Source organism: Pectobacterium carotovorum (assembly GCA_016415585.1).
GTDB lineage: Bacteria > Pseudomonadota > Gammaproteobacteria > Enterobacterales > Enterobacteriaceae > Pectobacterium > Pectobacterium carotovorum_K.
In genome coordinates this window covers 996,951-1,020,263 of sequence record CP066552.1, presented here as the reverse complement: position 1 = coordinate 1,020,263, position 23,313 = coordinate 996,951, and the positions used below count along the sequence as shown (strand labels likewise).

The 23,313-nt window shown below is 49.4% G+C and carries 27 protein-coding genes and 1 pseudogene; 8 read left to right on the top strand and 20 right to left on the bottom strand.

Annotation, left to right across the window (positions count from 1 at the left end; translation table 11 throughout):
* Window positions 1–73 precede the first annotated feature (73 nt).
* From JFY74_04530 to JFY74_04510, 5 genes are all read left to right on the top strand, one after another.
* Window positions 74–361 carry a hypothetical protein gene (locus JFY74_04530; protein QQG29337.1) on the top strand — a complete coding sequence of 96 codons (288 nt, stop codon included), beginning with the start codon at window positions 74–76 and terminating at the stop codon, window positions 359–361.
* A 161-nt stretch (window positions 362–522) separates the two neighbouring features.
* Window positions 523–1,323: a hypothetical protein gene (locus tag JFY74_04525; protein QQG29336.1), complete on the top strand. Its 801-nt coding sequence runs from the start codon at window positions 523–525 to the stop codon at window positions 1,321–1,323.
* A gap of 42 nt (window positions 1,324–1,365) precedes the next feature.
* Complete coding sequence (locus JFY74_04520) at window positions 1,366–1,704, top strand: hypothetical protein (GenBank protein ID QQG29335.1); 339 nt, start codon at window positions 1,366–1,368, stop codon at window positions 1,702–1,704.
* Window positions 1,701–2,516 carry a phage integrase family protein gene (locus JFY74_04515; GenBank protein QQG29334.1) on the top strand — a complete coding sequence of 272 codons (816 nt, stop codon included), beginning with the start codon at window positions 1,701–1,703 and terminating at the stop codon, window positions 2,514–2,516. Before JFY74_04520 ends, JFY74_04515 begins: the two co-directional genes overlap by 4 nt.
* 70 nt (window positions 2,517–2,586) lie before the next feature.
* Window positions 2,587–2,910, top strand: a complete 324-nt coding sequence (locus JFY74_04510) for a hypothetical protein (GenBank protein ID QQG29333.1) — start codon at window positions 2,587–2,589, stop codon at window positions 2,908–2,910.
* Window positions 2,911–2,944: 34 nt separating this feature from the next.
* Here the strand turns inward: JFY74_04510 and JFY74_04505 are convergent, their stop codons facing one another.
* From JFY74_04505 to JFY74_04485, 5 genes are read right to left on the bottom strand one after another with little or no spacing between them, the layout of a single operon-like run.
* On the bottom strand, window positions 2,945–4,468 hold the full coding sequence (locus tag JFY74_04505) for a conjugal transfer protein TraG N-terminal domain-containing protein (GenBank protein QQG29332.1): 1,524 nt from the start codon (window positions 4,466–4,468) through the stop codon (window positions 2,945–2,947).
* On the bottom strand, window positions 4,465–4,836 hold the full coding sequence (locus JFY74_04500) for a hypothetical protein (protein QQG29331.1): 372 nt from the start codon (window positions 4,834–4,836) through the stop codon (window positions 4,465–4,467). Before JFY74_04500 ends, JFY74_04505 begins: the two co-directional genes overlap by 4 nt.
* A gap of 2 nt (window positions 4,837–4,838) precedes the next feature.
* Window positions 4,839–6,263 (bottom strand): integrating conjugative element protein, encoded by a 1,425-nt coding sequence (locus tag JFY74_04495; protein ID QQG29330.1) that lies wholly within the window; start codon window positions 6,261–6,263, stop codon window positions 4,839–4,841.
* 9 nt (window positions 6,264–6,272) lie between these two features.
* Window positions 6,273–7,247 (bottom strand): TIGR03756 family integrating conjugative element protein, encoded by a 975-nt coding sequence (locus JFY74_04490; GenBank protein ID QQG29329.1) that lies wholly within the window; start codon window positions 7,245–7,247, stop codon window positions 6,273–6,275.
* Window positions 7,244–7,645, bottom strand: a complete 402-nt coding sequence (locus JFY74_04485; protein QQG29328.1) for a TIGR03757 family integrating conjugative element protein — start codon at window positions 7,643–7,645, stop codon at window positions 7,244–7,246. Before JFY74_04485 ends, JFY74_04490 begins: the two co-directional genes overlap by 4 nt.
* Before the next feature lie 266 nt (window positions 7,646–7,911).
* Between JFY74_04485 and JFY74_04480 the strand changes: the two genes are divergently transcribed.
* The gene (locus JFY74_04480) at window positions 7,912–8,655 is read left to right on the top strand and encodes a hypothetical protein (GenBank protein QQG29327.1); all 744 of its coding nucleotides are present in this window, start codon (window positions 7,912–7,914) and stop codon (window positions 8,653–8,655) included.
* 32 nt (window positions 8,656–8,687) lie between these two features.
* Here JFY74_04480 and JFY74_04475 read toward each other — a convergent pair whose 3' ends face one another.
* From JFY74_04475 to JFY74_04410, 14 genes and pseudogenes are all read right to left on the bottom strand, one after another.
* A complete protein-coding gene (locus tag JFY74_04475) occupies window positions 8,688–9,104 on the bottom strand; it encodes an acetyltransferase (protein QQG29326.1) in 417 nt (138 codons plus the stop codon).
* Window positions 9,101–9,241 (bottom strand): hypothetical protein, encoded by a 141-nt coding sequence (locus JFY74_04470; GenBank protein QQG29325.1) that lies wholly within the window; start codon window positions 9,239–9,241, stop codon window positions 9,101–9,103. Before JFY74_04470 ends, JFY74_04475 begins: the two co-directional genes overlap by 4 nt.
* A 73-nt stretch (window positions 9,242–9,314) precedes the next feature.
* A protein-coding gene (locus tag JFY74_04465) for an IS3 family transposase (GenBank protein ID QQG29324.1) occupies window positions 9,315–10,828 on the bottom strand; the annotation gives its coding sequence in 2 pieces (ribosomal slippage) (window positions 9,315–10,381 and window positions 10,381–10,828; 1,515 coding nt in all).
* A gap of 63 nt (window positions 10,829–10,891) precedes the next feature.
* Window positions 10,892–13,573: pseudogene (locus tag JFY74_04460) on the bottom strand (conjugative transfer ATPase).
* Complete coding sequence (locus JFY74_04455; GenBank protein ID QQG29323.1) at window positions 13,573–13,983, bottom strand: TIGR03751 family conjugal transfer lipoprotein; 411 nt, start codon at window positions 13,981–13,983, stop codon at window positions 13,573–13,575. Before JFY74_04455 ends, JFY74_04460 begins: the two are co-directional and overlap by 1 nt.
* Window positions 13,976–14,419 carry a hypothetical protein gene (locus JFY74_04450; protein QQG29322.1) on the bottom strand — a complete coding sequence of 148 codons (444 nt, stop codon included), beginning with the start codon at window positions 14,417–14,419 and terminating at the stop codon, window positions 13,976–13,978. The genes JFY74_04455 and JFY74_04450 overlap by 8 nt, the downstream gene beginning before the upstream one ends.
* A 9-nt stretch (window positions 14,420–14,428) precedes the next feature.
* Window positions 14,429–15,967 carry a TIGR03752 family integrating conjugative element protein gene (locus JFY74_04445; protein QQG29321.1) on the bottom strand — a complete coding sequence of 513 codons (1,539 nt, stop codon included), beginning with the start codon at window positions 15,965–15,967 and terminating at the stop codon, window positions 14,429–14,431.
* Window positions 15,957–16,877: a TIGR03749 family integrating conjugative element protein gene (locus JFY74_04440; protein ID QQG29320.1), complete on the bottom strand. Its 921-nt coding sequence runs from the start codon at window positions 16,875–16,877 to the stop codon at window positions 15,957–15,959. Before JFY74_04440 ends, JFY74_04445 begins: the two co-directional genes overlap by 11 nt.
* Window positions 16,878–16,879: 2 nt before the next feature.
* Window positions 16,880–17,536 carry a TIGR03746 family integrating conjugative element protein gene (locus tag JFY74_04435; GenBank protein QQG29319.1) on the bottom strand — a complete coding sequence of 219 codons (657 nt, stop codon included), beginning with the start codon at window positions 17,534–17,536 and terminating at the stop codon, window positions 16,880–16,882.
* Complete coding sequence (locus JFY74_04430; GenBank protein ID QQG29318.1) at window positions 17,533–17,895, bottom strand: TIGR03750 family conjugal transfer protein; 363 nt, start codon at window positions 17,893–17,895, stop codon at window positions 17,533–17,535. Before JFY74_04430 ends, JFY74_04435 begins: the two co-directional genes overlap by 4 nt.
* A 9-nt stretch (window positions 17,896–17,904) precedes the next feature.
* Window positions 17,905–18,246 carry a TIGR03745 family integrating conjugative element membrane protein gene (locus JFY74_04425; GenBank protein QQG29317.1) on the bottom strand — a complete coding sequence of 114 codons (342 nt, stop codon included), beginning with the start codon at window positions 18,244–18,246 and terminating at the stop codon, window positions 17,905–17,907.
* Between the two features lie 26 nt (window positions 18,247–18,272).
* A complete protein-coding gene (locus JFY74_04420) occupies window positions 18,273–18,512 on the bottom strand; it encodes a TIGR03758 family integrating conjugative element protein (protein ID QQG29316.1) in 240 nt (79 codons plus the stop codon).
* A gap of 1 nt (window position 18,513) precedes the next feature.
* Entirely contained in the window at window positions 18,514–18,834 is a 321-nt protein-coding gene (locus JFY74_04415) for a hypothetical protein (protein QQG29315.1), read from the bottom strand.
* A gap of 437 nt (window positions 18,835–19,271) precedes the next feature.
* On the bottom strand, window positions 19,272–20,369 hold the full coding sequence (locus JFY74_04410; GenBank protein ID QQG29314.1) for an ISAs1 family transposase: 1,098 nt from the start codon (window positions 20,367–20,369) through the stop codon (window positions 19,272–19,274).
* Window positions 20,370–20,467: 98 nt separating this feature from the next.
* Between JFY74_04410 and JFY74_04405 the strand changes: the two genes are divergently transcribed.
* Together JFY74_04405 and JFY74_04400 are read left to right on the top strand one after the other, a co-directional pair.
* A complete protein-coding gene (locus JFY74_04405) occupies window positions 20,468–21,286 on the top strand; it encodes a helicase (GenBank protein ID QQG29313.1) in 819 nt (272 codons plus the stop codon).
* On the top strand, window positions 21,280–21,714 hold the full coding sequence (locus JFY74_04400) for a hypothetical protein (GenBank protein ID QQG29312.1): 435 nt from the start codon (window positions 21,280–21,282) through the stop codon (window positions 21,712–21,714). Before JFY74_04405 ends, JFY74_04400 begins: the two co-directional genes overlap by 7 nt.
* A gap of 116 nt (window positions 21,715–21,830) precedes the next feature.
* Here JFY74_04400 and JFY74_04395 read toward each other — a convergent pair whose 3' ends face one another.
* Complete coding sequence (locus JFY74_04395; GenBank protein ID QQG29311.1) at window positions 21,831–22,973, bottom strand: Fic family protein; 1,143 nt, start codon at window positions 22,971–22,973, stop codon at window positions 21,831–21,833.
* Between the last annotated feature and the right edge of the window lie 340 nt (window positions 22,974–23,313).

Sequence of the window (23,313 nt, the reverse complement as noted above, 5' to 3'; positions counted from 1 at the left end):
ACGCAGGGTGGTGCGCCGTCAAGGGCGACACAACATAATAACGCGGGGTGATTATTACCCTAAGGGGTTAGGTATGGGGAGTGAGGACGTTATCGACGCGCTCATTGCTGATGGCCACCAAACCGTTACGCTGTACACCGGTTGGCTGGCTACCGATGACGACCGCCCCGTTCGGCAGTTTTTCCTTCTTGACGAGCGCGGTGATGTGGTTGCCAAAAAGCTGTGTATGCCTGGCTGCTACCGCTGGTCGTTAGTGCTCTGGCCGCCTGCCACATCACACCTTACGGCTTTTCATGAAGTCTGGGCGTTGGATCTCTTGGCAAGAGACAAAGCAAAAACGCAACTTTTTCTCTTTAGTTAACACCAGGGCAGGATTTATCTCGCTCAACCGACAACAGGCAGCATTCCACGCGAGGCATTCGATGATTGCCCCCCAATACGGCGGCTGCGGGGCTTGCCCTGCACTTCTTGGGCGAGATAGATTTCGGTTTACCTTTCTTTATAATCAGAAGGAAAACGTGGATGGGTAGTGTTAAAGAACTTCTCTTTGAAGCACAGGAAGCGCAGCGTGACGAATGGATTGCGGAACACTATCCAGAGGCAGAGGAAGGCACTGAGGCATTTGATGCTGCCGGTCTGGCGCATGATTGGATGCTCGATGCCCTGGTCGAAGATGCAGAGAGGCAGTGGTTCCAGGATTCCCTTAACGATCTTGACGACCGCTATCGCCATGCCGTCGGTGAACTGAATGAGCTGAATGCGCTGATGATTTCAGCACAAAGTAACATCGCGTTGCGCCTGGCTTATGCTCATACCGTAACAGTGATGGAGGCCTTTCTGATGTACTCTGCGCGGGCACTGCTGAGTGATCCTGCTCATTTGGAGCGCTTTGATTCCCGTGTGGCTCCTCGCTTCAGGAAGTCACTTGCGCAGTATAAGACCGAGGTGTTGCGTAATACGCAGAAGCAAGCGGACGGAACGCCTTCGGATGGAACAAATCTGGAATGCCGAACCGCTCAGTTATTTGTCAGTCGTCAGACGTTCCATAATCTGGCGCAGATGAACACGTACTTCCGATTGGTACTTAAAACTCCCCCTGAGTGGCCCATTGATCCTCTGGTGAACATTGTTGCTACCAGACAGCATCTAGTGCATCGAAATGGTGTCAGTAACGATGATGAGCCGGTATCTATCAACAGTTGGCATCTGGCACAAGCGATTGAAGCGGTTCGTTTATTTATTGATGCGGTGGCGCTTACGCTGCGTCAGGAAACCGGAGCTGATAGCGTCTTGCCCGTTGTTCACCCTAAAAATACATTCTAAATTCGGCTGATGAGTCAACAAACAAACGAGGTGCTGAACAGCATGTCAGAACAACAGTCTTTATCACAGCAGGGGATCAGCCTACTGATACTCTGCCAGCAACTACAGTCTGAGAAAGATGGTATCAAACGCCCCTTGCCCCATAAGGTTGGCGTTCAGGCTGATGAGGTGCTGGATGATTTTGCGCGCCAGATCCAAAACGTCTGTGTTTCACTGTCACAGCTGGATAACCTGCTGGTTATGCAGCGCCAGCTTGCCGATCTCGGTCGCCAGTTGGAGCAGGCAGGGAAACTCACTGTGTCGGCAGGGGATAGCTACGCCGATACGGCCATCGCGTGGTTTACGCAGCAGTGTGCTACCGCGGCTGCTCAAACATCATGACCGGTTCTTTGCTGCCCGCCCCCTACCCGATGGGGGCTACGCCCCAACTGCCGGTTGCTATCGATTACCCGTCCGCCCTGGCACTGCGCCAGGTTGCGGCTATCCACGACAGCGCCCCAAAATACCTGCTGGCGCCGGAAATCAGCGCCCTGCTTCACTATATTCCCGATCTGTACCGCAAAACCCTGTTCGCCACGCTGTGGAACACCGGTGCCCGCATCAATGAAATACTGGCGCTGACGCGGGGGGATTTTGTGCTGGCGCCGCCATACCCGTTCGTGCAGTTGGCCACACTCAAGCAACGCAGCGAAAAGGCGTCCAGAGGTGCCGGACGTCTGCCTGCCGGAATTACCACGAACCGCGTGGTGCCGCTGTCCGATCCGCAGTACGTGTCGCAGTTGGAGATGATGATTGCGACACTGAAAATTCCGCTGGAGCGGCGCAATAAACGAAGCGGCAGAACGGAGAAGGCGCGTATCTGGGAGATCACCGACCGTACCGTCCGCACCTGGCTGACCGAAGCGGTGGAGGCCGCGGCGGCCGACGGGGTAACGTTCTCCGTACCGGTGACGCCCCATACGTTCCGCCACTCCTACGCGATGCACATGTTGTACGCCGGCATACCGCTGAAAGTACTGCAGAGTCTGATGGGGCATAAGAGCATTAGCTCGACGGAGGTGTATACGAAGGTGTTTGCGCTTGATGTAGCGGCGCGTCATCGGGTGCAGTTTCAGATGTCGGGCAGTGATGCTGTCACGTTACTGAAAAACACCAACGCTGACATTAACAAAAGGCAACTCAATTCCTTTTAATTTGATGGATTTGCGCTCTTCATTAGACTAAAATGTAACCATGAAGTATTCCATAGAGAAGGACATCCGTATGCCTAGCACAGCAAAAAATCGAGCCTATCAGCGTGGACTGAAAGCTGCTGGGATCTGGCTACACTTCAAAAACACGTTAAAACACTGGGATGCTGCGTGTATTGCATTGGCAACACGTTTTCATTTACCTACCTGGGCCGGGCATATCCCTGTCGCTGGGCTTTGTGTTTTGTCCGCTACCGCGATCCTTTTTGGTGGATTTATTATTGCAGGGGTTGCGCTCTTTCTCTGGGCTTTCATCCTTTTGAGTCCCCAAAAAGGAATAATCGGTGAAAAAGCGCTCGACGATAGCAACTACTGGTGGTGGTGGAAAAGTAAATAGCCGAGAGCTGTTCTCTCCTCGGCTATATCCCTATTTATACCCTACCAGCAGCCTTCTGTTTCACGGCATTACTTGCCGCATCCCCTGCACTTCCCCCTGCTTTTTGTGCATCCTGGGTACCACTGCGCATCGCACTCGCTAAATCACCGATACGTACGCCAGCCCACGACAACGCGCCAACCCATACGGTGGGAAGAACAATAAACATTGTTCCCATCACAAAGCTCATGACCATATCGTCAGAAGTGTTCTGAAAACCTGCCAAATTAAACCGACTATGGGTATCAGAACTGTACAGTGCTTCAAGTAACCAACTGTCGAGCCAGCGCGCTAATTCCCACCAGAACGTCAGGAAATTCAGTGCGAATATAACGAATGTCAAAGTAACTACGACCTTGAAGTCATAAACACCAAAAGCGAGAATCAACGGTAACATGACATACGTGGCCATCAGCAGAATAGCTTGAACCATTGGTAGAGCCTGACGCATGGCATCAAATGCCGGAAATGCCCCCAGGCTTCCCAACGCGCCGCCGGCAATGGCACCAAACCGATTGACGGTATTCATCGTAGTGAAGTCCGCATTACCCCCGTAACCAGCGTAAACCTGCCCTCCCTGAGAGATATTTAGGCTCTGAGGACTCACCAAACGCCTGATCACCGCTTCTTTATAGTCAGCAGTGCTTTTCCCCATCATTTTCAGTGCGGCAGAAAGACGCAGCCACATGCCCGGATCAGCTTGATTGACTACTCTATCCTGCAAGCCGGTATCCGCTGTGGACCACCATTCATTACAGGTAGGATAACCACCGCGCCCCGTATTCGGCCGACCACTGTCCCTGGCATCGCTCCAGGGAAAATTTGACCGCGGCATTTTTGAGTTCAGTTCACCATAATAGCGGGAACGAAATGTTGAGCTGCCTAGCCATTCGATGTCCTTCAGCACATCCTTATCCGTTGTGGCCCCCTGATCCTGTTGTTTCCACGTGTATAGCGCGAGCGCATAGCAGTCGTTGGTAAAGTCCTGCAACTCTTCAGCCAGAGCCGGATTGCTGATGTTGGTCCTCTGCACCTCAAAACGAACCTGGCGCAAATCCGGCCGACACGGAATGGTTGCGACCGCAGCCTGCGTTACGCCTTTTGACAGGCGGTGTACGACAGCCCACCAAAAGGGTACCGCGGCTGTCTGATCGCCGAGGCTAGACACCACGCTGGAATATCCACTGTCATCCGGAGACTGTGTTGTCCAAGTCCCACACATTTTTGCCCGGGATGTATCGTACTGCATGGTACTCAGGCTCAGATTAATCAACGGAACGCAGCAGGCCAGCATCACAAAGAACGCACCGTACAACGCGTTCTCGATACGTGGCAGTGACAGCATCCCTTTATTGCCTTCATCCTCACCTTCTTCCCGAACTTTCATCCAGATGCCAACGACCTTGAATGCCAGCGGCGCAGCAAAAAGCCCGGTACCAATCAGGATGTTCCACAGGCCATTATTAATGACCCAACCTAACAGCGTCAGAAAGTACTCGAGATAGCTGTTCGTGGTCATCGCATCGTTCCTGTATCGAGATACATGGCATACTCACACGCGAACAAAAACATCACGCTCACGATGCCCATTCGCTTTAGCGATGCTCTATACTCCGGCTTGCATCCTGGGGCATGCCAGATTTTCCAGAATCCCCATCCCAGCACGCTATACAGCGTCAACCGCCAGACCAACCAGCCAATGCTCGTTCGCTGCATCCAGTGGCGTAGCGCTAAGAATTCATCCGGATAGGACACGCCAATACTCGCAATCAGAAATGCAATAAACATAACGCCAGAGCCGAATGCCAGCACGAGCAGCAACACTTTGGTTCCCTGGCGTAGTCGTTTCAGGGGGGGATGAGGTCGTGTCTCTTTAGATTCAGACATAGTTAGTTACTCTGAGCAGGAGTAGTCATCTGATTGAAGCGTGCATCCGTATTGTCCTGGATTTGCTTCTGCGGGTTGGTTTCTACACGACTATTTTCCCGTTCGATGATCGTCAGCACCGAGTTACGTGCCAGCTCGCGCTTAAGCTCCATCTCGTTCTTCAGGGCATTAATTTCCCGATCGAGTGATTCAATACGCCGGGTCCCCTCATCAACTGCGGCTTCCTGAGCCGCGGCATTGGGCTCAGACATTCCGGTCATCAGCATACGGCGCATCAGTAATGCTGTCTCGACCGTATCCGCCATCGCCAGTTCGCTGGCCAGCCGACCCGTTAACGCAGCGTTATCCGGGTCGCGTTGTAATGCTCGGATAACGCCACTGGTGATAGTCAGGCTACCGGCTTTCAATTTGGCCAGATTCGCAGCCGTTGGTTTCTCTACCCCATTAACCATTTTCACCAATTGTTCAAGATTGGCTTTCGTCGCATCCTCCAACATGGGGGCAAATCCCGTTCCCGCCTGGGTCGTGCCGGGTTGCTGAGCCTCATCCCCACTGGTGCATTCAGAGGCTACCTTACACGTCCGCATTGAGCGATCGCCAAGTACCTGGACAACAGCCTTTGCGGCTTCCTCCGCATTGGGGAATTTTTGACAAACGGAGCCCGTGCAATTGCTGGTACTGACGGAAGATGTACTCAACACCGGCTGGCTGTTCATCATGTTATAACCCGCGGCCGCCAAATCATGCGTTGGACGAATAGCAGGTTGCCCTTTCCCCCCACGTCGTTGGCCACCAATCCAGTTTTGGCCATTATTGCCGGTGAGTTTCTGGGAATCGTTATCCGTTTGGATGGCATCCGCTTTTCCGCTGTTGACCAATTGCTTGTATTCATCGGCCTGTGCTGATTGGGTCCATTTACTGGAATCCGAAAAATCCATCATCCGTTTGGTCATGTTTTGGCAGTTAAACATGGCCTTATCAAACGCGACATTTGCCTGGAGAACGCCATTAGTCAGCATGTCATAGAGCCCCGGGCTCGCTCGTTGAATAATGGCGCCAGGTAAACTGGACACTGCACCGGTCGCCCCCTGAATGACTTCCCCCATCAGGTTTTTGAATCCTGATGTCACCCCATTCAACTGATTGCCAACCGTGGTTTTCAGGTCAAAATTGCCGCACTGCAGATCAGAGCTCCAACCGAGATCGACACCCAGCTTCTCCATACTGATACGCGTCGCCGGCTGTGAAATCACAGAGCCTCCTCCAAGCGTATAAAAGAGTTTGTCTGATACTGCACCACTGACATCAGCCCCATACCCCGGTGAACCGCTGTTTGCCTGAGGCAAATTGACGTTGAACTGATCGGCGAGAACGCACGGCGCAATCAATTGCAGGCCTATAGCCAGAACGCAAAACTTCATTCTCATCGTTATTCCTTAAAAATTCGTAACAGATAACAACCGCTGACCGCGGCGTTGGCAGCAACTGTAGGGTTGCCAGAGGGTATAGGCGGCACTGCCATTTTCAGCTGACATGTGGTCACCATCAGGAAATACGGCACATGAAGACGTGAGCTGTGGCGACAAGCGCTGCCACTTGTGATTGTTGGTGTTTTCCACGACAGGTTCGGGAGGCCAGTACCCATCACGCCGGGAGCCTGTCAGGGGCTGATAGACGTGCAGTTGGCCAGAACGCGTAATAATGTCCGCCACGCGCTGGGCGACCACAGCTGACGCTTTATCGTCATCGGTATGCTGGATAAATCCAGAGCGGGGATAAACATTCCCCCACATAATCCCTGATGTCATGCTACCGACTTCACGCTGGCCAGGAATTAGCGCCTCCGGATACAGCGATTCAGGAATTCCCGTTCGCCAGGCGAGAGAATCCAGCGTGCTCAGAAAATACGGCATGAACGGCGTCGCGACGCTGTCGCAGGAATAGCCGGGAATTTGTCCGCCGATGAGGGTTGAAGCGGGATGGCCGATCGCATCCGCATACTTAAATTTGATGTTGGATTTTCTTCGGCCAGGATCTTTAATGTCTGCTGCGTTCCCACCGCCTGCTGCGACCCCGCTTAATCCACTGGTAATGGTACTCTCCAACCCTCCCGCCCCCTGGCTGACCGGGGACATTTCAGTCCAGGGATTCCCCCCTGGAACCATATAGGTAGAAACCACAGCATCAGGAATAAAGTGAGTGACTTTGACGGACGTGCGAATAGTACAGCCGAATTTAGTGCAAAATAGCCAGTAACAAATACCACTGACACGCCAGCTGATACACCCAGGAGAAATAGCACTGGCAACAATTTGCGCTGTGTTAACGGCAGCAATAGCAGCAGGCTCACATGCTGTCGTGAGCATAATGCCAACTGCAATCGGTCGTAACCGGGTTCGCCATCGACTCATGGTCGTCCCCTTTCCTGCATTTTATACGCAAGCGCTTTGGCAACATCAGCCGTGCCGTACACCACGTCGCGATCGTCAAAAACAACAGCAGGATATTTGCGCACACCGATTTCCCATGCATGCACAACGCCACGATAGGCCGTTTGCAGATCATTCTCATGCTGTTGCCACTGCGGAGAACGCATGACAACCTGAGCTTGCGCTGTCGCTTGTTCCATCGATGCTGAAAACTCGCCAAACACGGAACGTTGCAACCGTTCCGGCGCATCCAGCCAGACTATCTGAGTCTCGGGTGTAAGATTGGTAGGAGGATGTTGCTGGTCGGTATAGACAACGGGGTTAGCCAATAATGGCACAGGTAAAAACAGGAGAAGAAAAGCACTGATTTTGCCATTCATCACCACACTCCTTTAGGTTAATAAATACCCATCAGGTTGCAGCAAGCGGAGAAGATAAGCAGCGATAAACTCTTTTTAGATAGATAAAAATTTTTAGCCTAAGCTGGAGCATTTTTTCTTTTATTAATCGGCTAAAGGCAACGTAAGGCATATTGCATTTAATACCAAACCGTTACTATATCAGACATGCCTTTTATATTTTTATTCAAAAAATTATATTAAATAAGAAAGTCCAATCACATACGAAAAAATCAGGATACAGAGTCATGAGTTTACCAATAATTAATATACTCAAAGAGCCTTACGTTCGATGGAATATGAGACTTATGAGACCAGATGAGATAGGGGTCATTATACCAGATGGTCCAGGCCCTAACGTCAGAGAGGGATTAAAATGCAACATAACAGACCCCGTTAGTGCAGCAATATATGCAATTAATGAAGCGGGAACAGATAACGGGCTAACAATACATATAGAAAACATGGTTAAAAAACATGGCTCATGGGCACGTTCAATGCCGCCAGTTACCCCTAAGGACATTGCTCGTTATCAATCACACTACCCTAATTGCGATCTGGCAAGCGTATCAAATACCATAAAAGAAGTAGGTTCTGTTCTTAGTGAGGGACAATACCTTTTCCATGGTGGTTTTTGGCCTACAGCACATGGAAAAAATGCACAGTTCGTTACTACACGCCCCTTATCAACAACTCTTTCACCTAACGTCGCATTTGCTGAAACCCTACATGGGGGGAAAGCTTACGACGCAGGAAGAATTGATATATTGGTATTAAAGGTTAAAAACCCTTGCACAAAAATCTTTGCGTTCAAACACAAAGGCACGAACCTTGGTCACGAAATGGAGATTTTATTTGCGTCAGGGGCAACATTGAAATATATACGAGAACAGTACATCGAAGACATAACAGTGGGAAAATGTCTACCAGGTTCATTTCATACGCAAACAAAAATGGTTCCTGCGTATATTGTTGAAGTTGAAATTTCGTAGTTCCACAACCCCAGTTTTACCTGGGGTTGTATTCATTTATTACCAACTTTATTGATACTGCTAGTTGCAACCTCTTTGAGGTACAACACCAGGTAAACTGCATCCACTGCATCTGGAACAGAAATGTACCACCGTGGATGATCGTAATCATCTGGATCTGGCCAGCTCGTTGTGCCGGCAACAGAAATCAGGATATCCACACAAGGGCCGATACCGTGTCCACCATCAAAATGCAGCGCTACCGCACCTCGAGTACCGACTCGGTGAGGATGGCACGTTACATTGCACTGCATAGGCAAACGCTGACGAATAGCATCACGTAGCTGTTGCAGTTCGCTGTCATTTTTCAGGGAAATCCCCGCCTCACCTTGCGGTTTCAGACTAAAAAGCATGGGAAAATGGCCACTCTCCGTTTGGATCGTCGGCGTAGGGTATTTCAATGTCATCATGCTACAACTTTCTCCTGCTCAACCAAGCCACGGGCTTTATCTAATGCTGTGGCGACCCGCATTGCCGCTTCCAGCTCCGAACAATGGAATTCATTCATCAAACGACGTCGTTCCACTTTTTCTTCTTTTTCTGTCATACCGAGTGCCAGGTACAAACTGGGGGGAACGGCACGGCGGTAAGTGTCAAGGTAGTTGGCACCCTTGGTTAATTTAAGCCGCCTGTTTTTCCCGTTCCGGATTCAACGTTACCGGGCCTTCCGGCTGCCAGTTTCTTGTCTTCCCTGACCAGCGCTCAGGATGCGCTTTCTGTGCCTGACTATACAGTTCATCCCGCTGGGTCAGCAGAGCTCTGTCTTCACCACGATGTCGTTCTGCCGGCGTCACATAGCGTATTCCACTGTGACGATGCTCTTCGTTATACCAGCGGATAAATTGATTCACCCAGTGACGGGCATCCTCCAGCCTTCGGAACCCTGATGACGGCCACTGTGGGACATATTTCAGCGTCCGGAACAGCGACTCTGCATACGCATTATCATTACTGACTCGCGGTCTGCTGTGAGACGCTGTGATATTCAGTTCATGTAGTTTCATCCGCAGCGTCTGCGATTTCATCGCCGCACCATTATCAGCATGTAACACCAGGGGCTGACGCCAGCAGCCTTCCCGTATCACGCTACGTTGCATCAGTGCCGCTGCCTGTTCACCACTTTCCGTCTCATACACCTCATAACCGGTGATTTTTCGGCTGTACAGGTCGAGTATCATATACAGATAAAACCAGCGACCACGCACTACAGAGGGTAGCCAGGTGATGTCCCACGACCACACCTGACAAGGCCCAGACGCTATAAAGGTTGTCGGTGCTGATACCTTCTGCTGCCGTGCCTGACGTCCTCTGCGATGGACTTCACCTGAGCGACGCAACACCCGATAGAATGTTGACTCACTGGCCAGGTAAATACCCCTGTCGGCCAGACGCGGCACGATTTGTGAGGGGGGAAGGCTGGCATATTCCGGTTCATGACAGACACCCCGTATCCGGTTTTCTTCCTCCGGACTCAGCCGATTAAACGGCACGGGTCTTACCGCCTCAGCTCGCCGGTCACGGGGAAAGTACTGCCAGCGTCGCCAGGTACGCAGGCTGATGTTGACTTCACGGCAGGCAATGGCCAGTCGCGCTCCCGAGGTTACCGCTTCATTTATCCAGAGAATAAACTGCTGTCGCTCACCTTCAGGTGTCAGTCGTCCCCGTCGGTTTCCCCGTAGTAGTCTGTGAGCTTTTTTCGCAATACCAGTATGGCTGCCGCCTCCGCAAGGGCTTTTTCTTTACGGAGAAGTTCTCTCTTTAGCTGTTTGTTTTCTTTCTGACTCTGCTTGAGGGCTGCTTTATCATCGGGATTTTCAGTCTGCATAAAACCTTGTTTCCAATGAACAAGTTGCTCCGGGTAGAGTCCTTTCTTACGGCAGTATTCCGCGATTTCTGCCTCACTGAGTGTGGCGGTTTCGACTATCACGGCAAAGCGCGCATCTGCTGACCACTGGTCTGTTGTTTTCTCTGCTCTGGGCACGGGTTTTCCCTCTGATCTAGCCTGATTTCGCCAGTTATAGAGGGTAGCTTCGGATATTCCTTCCATCTGTGCAACAGCAGCCACGGTCATATTGTAGGGCGGCAGCAGTTTTGCCAGTATTCCGGATTTTCGTTCAGGGGAAATACGTTTCATTTGTCACTCCATCACCCTCGCGTTTATTTTCAGAGGGGGTGACAACTATGCTGACACTGAGGGACGGAACAACGCCTGGACGTTCTTCGATAATACGACCCCCTCGGTGTAGCATTTATCCAGTTTGCTGGCCGACATCAGCACCGATTTCTGTTCATCCGTCAGGGATTTGAAACGGCTGATATCATCGACTTCTTTTTTCGGCATCACCAGGCATAGCCACCACTCCGCCATATTCAACATTTTTCCGGCCGCGTCAGGGAAATCCTCCAGGTTTTGCGTCGCCAGCCAGAGCCAGGCCCCCAACTTCCTCCACATTTTGACGATCTTGGTCATATATGGCGCCAACAGCGGGTTAACCGTTGCAATGTGCGCCTCATCAACAGCGAAAACGATATCCCGTTTCTTGTACTGATCACGCTCGGCAATATTGTTGATAGTGTTCGTCAGTGACACCATGGTCAGTGCCATCTGCGCTTCATACCCTTCACGCGCAAAATACCCCAGATCAATCAGCGTGACGTCAGCTTCTGGCCAGAGCTGCCCTTCACGGTTAAACAGTTCTGCTTCAAAACTCCCTTCCTGTGTGAAGATACTTAGCGATTCAGCCATCTCAGCGGCTTTAGTACGACGCTGCTCATTGCGCTCACTATCCATGGAAATATCAAGTAGTGCGCGTTGCAGATCGGACGGCAGCATCTGTTTAGAAGCGGTATAAGAGGCTTTCGCGGCCATCACCAGCGCTTCACGGATCATTGCGCGATCGGCTCGTTTAAGCTCGGCTTCTTCCTTCGCATCACCACCGGTGATCATCATGCGGGCTGAAATCTCCATTTCCCCCAGGATGTCTCGTTTTTCTTTCTTGTCCTGTTGACTGTCATCTTGCTCTTCGCTATCTGCGTCCAGCTCAGGCAAGGCATCAGCGTCAATCGCCAAAGGCACATCACTATTCAACAACTGATACGCATCACCAAACAACGGAAGACTCAATCCATTACCCGGTTTGATACTGACCTTATTCACCGTCAGACCAAGGCTTTCAAAATAATCGGCCAGCAGCCCAAATGAGTTGCCGGCTTCAGCAATGAACAACCGGGGGCGGTGTATGGCCATCACCTGCGATAACATCGCGCACATCGTTGCCGACTTCCCGGCACCGGTCGGTCCGAATATCAGCTTATGGGCATTTTGGCTGCGATCGCCTTTATTTAGCGGGTCGAATGACAATACGTCACCACCTCGATTGAAAAAGCTGATCCCAGGATTACCCGTCCCCATTTCACGACCTGTCACGGGTAACAATCCTGCCAGATGCTGTACCCACGTTAGCCGGGTATACCAGTGTTTCTTATCCGTCTCCGGGTTAAAACACATGGGTAATGCACGTAAATAGGTGTTCAATGGCGCAACATCATACTCCGGCCGCACCGGCTGCAAGCCGGCTCCCAGCAATACGGTCGTCAGTTCAACTCGTTTATGATTGAGCGTTTCCACATCATCGGCGCGTAACAAGAAGGTCAGTCCAGCACGGTACAACTTGTGCCGATTTCCCAGATACTCTTTGACGGTTTTAACATCCTGGCGAACGCGACCTGACTCGGTGTTCTCGCCTACTGCGTTCTTCGATAACCGGGTAAAATCGGCTTCCAGTTTATCTTGCGGCTGTACCACTATAGTCATACACAGTGTGGTACCTTCCGGAAAGAGATCCATCAACGCATTGATCTTCTCTCCCCGGAGCATTTCCCCTGTAATCGCTCCGGGCTTTGGCGGGCGCCGTAGTTTCTCGACCGGCAACGCACAATGCGCCTGATTATCAAACCACCACACGCCGTTCTCGAGATCCGAACGTGGCGGATTGAACCACAGCGTTTCCGTAAAATCATTGAGTACTGGCATGGTGCCATCAGGCGTATCGCGTCGGTCAAAATAGGCAGCCTGGCGATATAACGTGTCTTTATCCACCCATTCCGGTGAGGGATTAAAATGACGCAGCAACCAGCCATGCACCTGATAGCCATTCTGCCGCACACACATTACACCGGCACCGGACAATGCGCTGGTCACACGTTCACAGACCTGATTGAGCATCGCGATTGGCGGCATTGGGTCTCGGTTGTTTTTACCAATCCAGCGATAGATCACCATACGCGTACGGCGCTGCTGTCCACGCCAGGGTTGGCCAGTAATTTTAGTATCCGTAAACAACCCTTCCGAACGAGCAATCCCCCGTAAATGACGCTCCGTTTCCTTCAGCCAGGCCTCCGAAAAAGGCGTGCCCTGTGCATGGGGTTTAACATAGCCCCTCAGGTGATCGACATAAGTATCGACATTGTTCTCATCCTGACAAAAGAACTGCACAACCCAGGGGTTTTCATCAAGTTCTTCAAAGCTGTCCTGTATCGCATCCTCGACCGTATCGCGGATTTGTTCCAGTCGCTCTTCCGTACGTCCTTCTGTCGCAACGGGAGAGACTTCATATACCGCTCCGACAGAAATGCCGTCATCCAACAGCAGACACTTATCGTTATCTAAGAATTCAACCCACGGCAGGTAATCGATGATTGAGGGATTAGCATGATTCAGCCTGACCTCATCCTGCACCGTCATCTTCCCGGGCCGCGGCAGCGACGGGCGCCCAGCGACCTGGAGTGGAATACCTTCAGCCAAACTGCCAATCGTGTCATCAGGTCCCCTGGTTTCACGAGAGCGGGATATCCGTTTTTTATCAAACAGTGAGAACATTACAGCGCCTCCACTCGTTCACCCGGCATCGCGTACTGGGTCTGGCTATAGAAGGGAAAGACTGTGCTGTAACCAGGAACCGGCGTGTTGCCCTCTGCCAGATGAGGGAAAATGTATATCACCATGTCTGGATTCGGCAGACGGGGAAACTGTTGGCTGATTTCACTCTCCTGAGTTCGACTGTAGCTACGATCGTCATGTAAAGACGCTTGAAGCTCCCCGGTACTCAGCGGGCGGCGTAATGCATCTCTGGCCTGGGCAGAACGTCGAGTCGTTCCCTCGCCATCTGCGCCATTCCATAATTCCAGCATGGAGTGCTCCCCAGCTGGCAGCATTTCTTCTTTTGAGGTCGAACACCCGCTCAATAACACCATTACGAACAGTGTTGTCATAACTTGGAATTTAGGCATGTTTTTCTCCAGAACGTCGGAATAAATGAAAATGACCGGCAATGAGTGAAAATGACCGACACATCGAGTGGCGGGATAATTCAGCAACCGTCATCCGTACGGAGTGCCAGTCATTAAGATGGCCCTGTTCGATGGCCATCAGGAATGGATCGGCCTGTTTCTCCAGAAAACAGGCCAGTTCAAAGCGTTTGAGTGAGGTGGGCAGTAGTTGTCTAACAAAAAAACAACCCTCCTGCACCGGAATACAATGGCTGCCGACGTCAAGAAACAGATCGTCGTTAGCCCAGTACAGGGAGGCTTGTGCTGATTCAGCAAGACTTTTGGCCAACAGCTCAGAATCGGACTGACAATAGTGAATATCTATACGGAGCCGATCAATTGCGGATGTTGTGCTAAAGATCCAGATATTTTCCCAGCAGGCGTGAACAGCTTCCATCTCGCCTCCTCAATCCAAACCACGTTGACTGCGACCATCAGCCGGCAACGAGAAGTCGTACCGAACCTTGCGCCCTTTTTCTTCGTAATCAATCGCCAACTGCCTGGTAATATGCACAGCTAGTCGCATGCCTGGCGGGACATAAATCGCATCGAATGTCTGGCCATAGCGTTGTTTCACCCAGTCAGTCGTCTCATTCAGGCCACCGGCCAGCGCCTTACCGAGAACCGCCTGCCCAGCATCACCCGTCAGTGAGGACGTCATTCCACCGTAACCATTTGTTTGCGTCGTTTGCTGATTCTGGCTCAGCGCGCTGGCAGCCCCTGAGCCAGCTGAGAGGGCAAAAATAGTGGGTAGATAGGTGGATGCGTTAGACTTTCGCTCACCACTGATGCACGGGATCCCAGCTTCATCAGAAATCCAGCCAATACCACCGCTGGAACCACTCGCGCCCTGATTGCTGCTGCCATTATTACTATTACTGTTGCCATTAGCGTCAGCTCGCGGCAACGTGCGAACCGTGCCATCGGCAAACACAAACGTAATATTGTTGACCTGACCACGGACACACGACAACGTCCAGTCACCACTGGCTGTGCCTGATACGATCGCACCTTCAACATCCGGTAAATCGATACCATTTGCTGTCAAGTTGTCTTTACCAATTAAGACCTTGAAGGGATAAGGGTCAGTTACGGTACCGTTAATAGGAACACGACCCAGTAGCGCCGTCATTGCCCGACTACCGATCAGGGTAGAATTCTCAGGTAAGGTGTAAACAGGCTCAGCTGTAACCTCACTTTTTTCGTTCGAGTACCCCTTCACCTGCTGCTCATACGCCGCCTTCTGGCGCGTCAGTTCATTATCGTTCAGGAAAGAGGTCGGAAATTGGGGGAGCGCAGGCATACCCGAACTGGACGTCTTATTCGGGTCGGCTGGCTTCTGGTCTTTTGGCTGTACCCATATCAGACCATCTGCACCTTGCGACATCGTGCCACTGGTACCATTTCCCATACCGTCCAGCCCTAATCCGAGAGGGATATCGCCGTGCCCGGAGGGTTCCTGGTAGCTACTTCCTCCACTAATATGGCCTCCGGGATTACTCATCGAATTAGCCAGTGTATCGGTAAGTTCCTGGATTTTATTCTGTAGACGTAATTGTTCATCTTGTAAGCGTTTTTGCTTCGTATCGTAAGACTGCTGCACGCCAGAAACGGCTTCGTTCACTTGCCCGGATACGTCAGTACTGCGGCGGGTAAGTGCCTCATTTTGTTTTTTTAGATCCTCATTTTGCTGACTGAGTTTACCTAAATCACTGCGCACCTGATTCAACGAACCGACCAGCGTGCGTAGCGTATCCTCAGGGGTATCACCGGCGACACCTAACGCCTTCATTTCATCCTGAGACAGTCCCAATGTTGTCGTTGAGGTATCAGGAGTATTCTGTATTTGAGCGGGTCCCTGGCAACTTTTTACGCCAATCAATGCGCCGATGGCCAGCACCGATGGCACTATTACTTTTACCAGCGTATTGGACTTAATTTGCATGCCCGCGCTCCTTCTTGCTGGCTTTGGCTGATGTCGGGTTCACTTTAACGACCGACTCTGCGACGAATGCGAGTTCAGGGCGGTTATCGGTGACCAGATACAATGTTGTCGTGTCTTCTGGTGTACCTACTGGCCCAACCCAACGATGCTGGAATGTGGCAGAAACAAACTGCCCCTGAAGAACCCGAGGATCGAGAACGATCTTTCGGCTTGAGGTGTTGCGAACGCGTAGCGCCACAACAGATCGCCCCCCGACGCCCCAGGCTGACAGAGTGGTGATATCAAGCGGTTCAGAGGGATATAGCGTTGTGATCTTTCCTGACAACCGAGGATTAACAGGATGAATACCGCCCACAGGCTCTACTGCACGTAATGGTCCATAAAGTGTTTGCGCGGCAAAACGAGTTAAAACAACAGGCAACGGAGCGTTATAGCGAGGTGCCTTAGACTCTTTTGCGTCTGATTTCGTTTCCGAAGTCGAAGATGAGCTACTACGTCCGGATGATTTGTCCGGGCGATCGCTATTATCAACCGTCGTCACGTCACCGCTGTACACCAGACGAACGGGCTCTGTCGGGCCATTCGGTGACGCAGTCACGTCGAGCAGAATAATCTCGCCGCTTTCCAGATCCTGTAACTGCAACCGCGTTTGAGGAAATGCACTGTCCGCTTTGAGATAAACCGCCCCACCTGTCGATTGCACGCGTAACTTGTCATTCAGTGCCGGAGGGAAACCGACACGAACGTTTTTATCCGCAAAAATAACGCGTTCTTGCCCTACCTTTAATGGGATCTGCAGGGGGATGCGTTCCCATTTAATTAATTCATCAGCGGCAACATGCAATGACGCTGTAATGAACAATCCCAGTAAACCGCTCTGACAAAATCTCCGTGCTGTGAAAGGTTTCATTCTCACTGCATAATCCCCTTTTTCTCTGGCTGTGGCTGATGTGATATTTCCAGACGCTGTGGCATCGCGTCATAACAATCCAGAGCCAAACCAAATGGGTTACGTTCTGCATCCCCATCCCAACGAACGACTTTCAGTGGGTAACGCACGAGTACCCGCTTAACGGGTTCGGTGTGGTAATACTCATCGGTCACCAAATCTAAACGGACAACCCAGTTATCACGGCTGATAACATCCACGCTCTCCGCGCTGTATCCCCGCCCGGGGATCTCGTAAACCACACGAACACGGTCAAGCAACTCGTTACCCAATGAGCGTTTTTTCGCGTCTGCATTCAGAAAATCCAGACAAGATGGTGTCAGGTACGGGGATAGGCTGAATATCTTGCTGGGATAGTCCTGTTCACCATTTTTGGGCCATGCGTTTAGTTGCTGGAAAATGTAAAACGCAAAGCTATAGACTGTCGGTGCTGGCACTTCCCACCAGGGCTTGGTACTACCAGCCCGGAGATCGGGAGGATTGTGAACCGTCAAATTGCTAGGCGCCCGCATCCAGCCGAGTATCGTGACCAGTAACATGGCAACCAGAACACCACAGGCAATGCGTAATGTCAGAATATGCTGGTCGCGATTTCTCACCGCGTTACGGTAGATGCTCATGATCGTCCCTTAGCGCGGCTACGGCGTAATGACCATCCCTGAGAGTGGATAATCAACGTCTCATCCCCTACACCAATATGTCGTTTTTTTTCCTCCAACTTCTGCCAGATATAGTTCTCAGGTTTACCGCGTTTAATACTCGAAACCCACTTCCCTCCAAAACCAATGACTAGTAAAGGAGTCAGTAAAATTCCCGTTGGGATGATGACCCACCCCACAAAAGGAACAAGGATGATGGACCACAAAAGACCAGCAAAAGAACCAAGTAAAGCCGTAAGCCCCAACTCTGGAGTGGTAAAGCCACGAAATACAATGGCTTCAGTATTCAAACGATCAGGCAAAAAAGGGATAGTTTGCATACTGCCACCTTACAAAAGGATATTGGCAGATTTACCTGCAAGCCAGATGATAACGACGAGCAACACGATTCCCACAACGACAATAGCAACGAATTTTTCCCAACCGGCACGTCCATCGCGAACTTCAGAGAAGGTTTTACCAGCGGCAGTCCCAACATTGAGGAACATAACGGCAGCAAGTATTAATCCCCCTAGGACAAGACCATCTTGTAAATAGCCCTTCGCTTGCCCCATAATTCCAGATCCGCCACTGGATTGGGGCGCTTCAACAGTAGGCAACGCAGCAAAAGCAGACTGGCATACCAATCCAATATAAAACAGAAATGAGATAAAACGACGGGACATAGACATGGAGAAACTCCTCTGTATAGAAAAAATTAACTGGCAAACATCCAAATACTGATAACCAACAAGATCGCGGTTCTTACTGCAAATCTACCCATCGCAGCATCTCTGACTTTCTCATTAGCCCAGCCGTTCCAGATATCGCCCAACGCCCAGGCAGCCCACAGAAACAACGCGGCTAGCAGAAAGCCGATACAGATGAGGCTGAGTATTTGGGGATCGAAACCAGATGCCGATTTAAAGGCAGAAGACTGTGCGGCGGTCATAGACATATCAGGGGCTCTCCCGACGGTAGTTCCCCGCAATAGAACTGGCTTCCCGAGGCTGCGCCCGGGATGGAGCCAAATAGGTATCGATGCCCGCTCTGATGGCATTCAAATCAGCAGTAATGCGTTGATAGTCAAAGTGGTATCGGGCACGATCGGCAGGGTCAGATTGCGCAGCGACAACGCGAGCTCGTTCCAGCGAGGCTTGAACCTGATCGAGTAAGCGCTGCGTGCTGGCTAGCTCGTCTTTTTCTGATGCATTTGCTGCATGGGTAAACAGCAGTGAAGCACAGAGCAAACAAGCAAGCCGGACTGAGGGAGAAAACATGCACACCTCACAGTAAGTTGACGGTGTGCATAGGATGCGGAGTCAAGGAAGGTTAGTCAGCGATAAACCCTTTATACTGAATTGAAAATTTAACCAAGCTTCCCCTGCTTAATAGGGGAAAGTAGAGGGAAAATATGTCTTTATACTGTATAGATACAAAAGGTAATACTCATCACTCATTCACACCAACCGCAGACGACTTTGAGGATATTGATAGTACATGCGATTCACGATATGCATTAGCCTTAGATTTTTGCAAAAAATCTAAGGAAATGACTGTAAGTCTAGTTGTTGTAGCTGATGAAGAAAATAAACCTATCGCCTATTGCTCCTTTTTATATTGGATAAGTTCATCAACTCCCACAGAGATAATCTTAAATTTTCAAATAGATTATGTTTATGTCAGAGACAGGGCGGGATTCCACTTTGTCGATGAATTAACCAAAGATAACCTCGCTACGAAAATCTCCTGACCATCCGGCACATTGTCGTTTGCCCGCTATGCTATCTTTTTTACCTTCATGCTGTTTCAGAACACTCAACGCGACTCGATTGAACAGCGCCATATGCGCCGCTCCTTCCGGGTCTTTCAGGTTCATCTCATCCTCTCTGAAAACCACATCCAATACCCAATGCAGTTGATTTTCTATACACCAATGCTCGCGTATCATTTGTGACGCTACCCGTGCGTCTACCGCCAACGAACTGACATACCAACGCGACTCTCTGTGTACCACCTTTCCCCGCTCACCACGTTCACTCACCACTTCTATTAACGTACGAATTGTCGGCCAGCGTTGTTTTAACTCCTCGGGAAGGTCCGCATCTATCTGCATCACCTGACGATATTCCGTCCGCCCATGCGCCTGATTATTTTCACTGTGCGTCGCCAGCCCTTCATCGTCATAACATGAAGAAAAACGCTGTTTAACAAATTCATACAGCTTTTTTTGGTTCCCTTTAATGCCGACGATAAACTCGCCTTTACGCTGACAGATAAGCTGCAATGTCTCCACCTGACAATGAAGAGCATCCAGCGTGACGGTGGCATTTTCCAGCGACAGACATTCAATAAGCTGGCGGGCCACTGGTCCTTCTTTACCTTTTCTTTCAGTAAGTTGTTGATACAACGCAATACCATTGCCAATGTCGTAAGCGCTGACGACATGCAGGGCTTGCGCTAAAAAGCCGTTGCCCGTTCCGCGAAGTGTTTTACCGTCAATTGCTATCTGTTTTCTGCCATTACCACTGCGACGTTCATTAATCCAGCTTAACAGTGCCGACATCAGGGACTGGCTATCTAATGCCTTGATAATATTGGCGATACAATGACGTTTTGGAATACCATTAGCAAAAGGAGAATGCTGTCTCAGCCACGGGAGTTGGCACTCACCGAATTGCTGTATGGCTTTCCAACCCGATGCGCCGCTGAGCACGGCAGCAAAGGTGAGGAAAATGACGTCCATCAATTCATGCTTTTTATTCGTCTCGCAGCGAGGGTCGGGTATTTCATTGATATAATTAAAGATGGTCATTGTCTTTCACTGAGTGTTGGGGGGAGATAAAACTCAGATCAATGAAATCGAAATAAGTTCTCTATTTCAATAAGTAAAGTGGGATCCCACCCTGAGCCTTGTTTAGACCATACAGAAGTATAAATGCTTTCGCACAAATAGTTGGACGTGTTTTACGTGCTATTCCCGAAGAGGAAATAGAAGCCTTTGAAGTAGATAATAACGCTCTCATTATTTATCATCAAGATATTGGCCTTGATGCTATGTGGTCATCTTTCCAAAAAGAAGTTGATCGGGGCACTCAGCAACGAATTAAAGACTATAATTTTTCTGATTACGAGTATGAAGAAAAAGACAGATCTTTAGCAGGCGTATTCATTGATAACAGCTTTATAAGTGATCAAGACTCTTATCTAAAAGATATTGACTTTAATGAACTGTTTGAACAAAAAAGGGCCGAAATTGAAGCCAGAGCAAACCAAAAAATTGATAAGTTAAGAGATAATGTTACTGATGGCGAACTCGATGAAGACGACCTTGCATTAATTAAGGCGCAAATGATCGCAAAAGAAACTCGCAAAGTTTCAAATGACGATATTGATCCTAATCTCATATCTAAGAGACCAGAGCTATATCGTAAAAGAATGCGTGAAACATTAACAAAGCGCTCTCGTGATGAAGCTACAAATATTTTAAGTGACTTAAAATTAGATCCAAAGGGAACCGAGTTGACAAAAATTCTGTCAAGGCACATGTCAAGGCACATAAGAACCTTAAGGACAGATACAACCAACGATGGTACACTTGTAATCTATATAAATGCCAAATTGCATCACCGATTTGGCCCTGTAAATGAAAGGGATAATGATGCTTTAACGATGTCTGTTAATTATCTCCCTAGTATATTCAAAGAGTTAAGGAGCATGTTGTCATGCTAAGCATCAAAAGTGTGAACCAGCTCATAGATAAAATAGTTTCTGTACACCTCTCAAAAGGTGTGCAGCCTCATGAACTTGCAGAAGCTGCATTTAGCCCAAACTACGACGAAATTGTCATTAAGAAAACTCGAAGTGGTCTAAAGGTCTATGTCTCCTTCTTCGAGGATGAAGATGGACGAAGAACTAACCATACGATGTTGTATACATATAATTCAAAAAAAATATTGCAGCGCGTAGAACAAAAAGTTAATAACGGTAATTTCAAAATTCAATGGGATAGAACTGAAAATTTATCTCACCTTATTAATGAGCTTTCATTTAAATTATCTCGTGATTATACGCTTGATTTTATTAATGCTCTGATGTCTACCCTTCCGGTTGAACTCAGAAAAAAATGCCTTGAAAAATCAGTTGGTTCCACAAGATAAATTTTATAAAACCGGCTAACAAGCCGGTTTTATACCTTCCCAATTCCTTTTTTAAGTAGCTAACCAATATATCAGTCAGCGCCTACACAGAAATGTCAGCCAACGATCTACTGGCCTCACAAATCAGGAATAAACCCTTCTTCACGCAGAACCTTAATCACCCCGCGAATAAGATATGAGTTCGAAAACTTCGCCGTATAGGAACGAGCTCCCTCTTCCACTGGTTGGAGCAGTCCCCGGTCAATCAATTTACCGAGCTGATAAGTCACCTGCGCTGGTTTTAGATCAGGTAAAGCGGTACGGAGATCACCCGCTTTTATCGTCCCTAGCTCTACAGCGCGTTTCAGAACTTTGGATTCCAACGGGTTTATTAGCCCTCTTTCAGATGAAAAGTCGATCGCCGGATACAGTATTTTCGTACTCAAAAAAGCATGGTTTGTCAGTTGATCGACTTTCTTCAACTCAGATGAAATTCCCGAAAGTACATATAAACACCATTCTTCTAAGCCCCGCTCTGTTCCCTTATCCGCTAACGAAAGCATGGCGTAATAACGCTCACGATCATTACAGAATACCGCTGTCGGATTAAGAACCCGGCCACCTGCCTGAACATTAAAACCATACTTGATCAATAACGCATAGGTTAGCAATCTGACCGTTCTGCCATTACCGTTACCGAATGGGTGTATCCAGCCAAAACGGTGATGCACCAGTGCAATTTTCATCAGATCATATTTTGGTTTATCAGCACGGTTAATAAAGCCGGTCAGTTCTGACATATAGTTAGGAACGTGGATATGGTCCGGCGGTAAATGGTCAGACTGAGCGATGCTGACGTTATGTTGTCGATAGGCACCGGGCGTTCTGTCGCCTTCCTGTTGCAACCCGACAACCGCCAGACTATGTAGCTCGCGGATAAAATATTCCGTTATCTCATCACCATTATTTAGATGCTCGTCGATGAATTCCATCGCGGCTTCAATATTGTTGATTTCTTTGAGCTGATCCGTCGAACTCTGTGTTCCTTCGACTTTGCTTTCCACATAGTCGGCAAGTGTCGTGTGGTTTCCCTCAATCCTCGCAGAACCCAGACTCTCGAGCATGTGGAAAACGGCTTTCAATTGCGCAAACAGGATAGGGTGAACATCCGTTTCCAGTCTCAGATGCCGGAGTAACTCCAGCTCTGTCAGAGCGTCGACTAAAGGGGAGTCAAAACTGGGGTTCAGAAGCGAAAGTTCAAAGTGATTAAATTGAGCCATGATATGTAATTATCTCAAATAGAGTATGAGAACATCTCAAAATAATAGCAAAAATACCAATATAATCCATATATTATAGATCACATCATTTATAATTATCTCAAAAGTTACGAATCCTACATATCAAGTCTACGTTTAAAAGATATTCAACACAGAGAGGTATCGGCTGTTGCCTGCATAGGAGATGAAACCACGTTTTTAGTGCCATTAACCGCTAAAACACCGATTCATCGTGACAACCATCACAAAAACAAAACGATTTTTTATGGGGGCTTTCATGGGGGCGCAGCTTGATCGTGTTTCCAACAAAACAATAATAAACAGCAAGTTAACCGTGAGT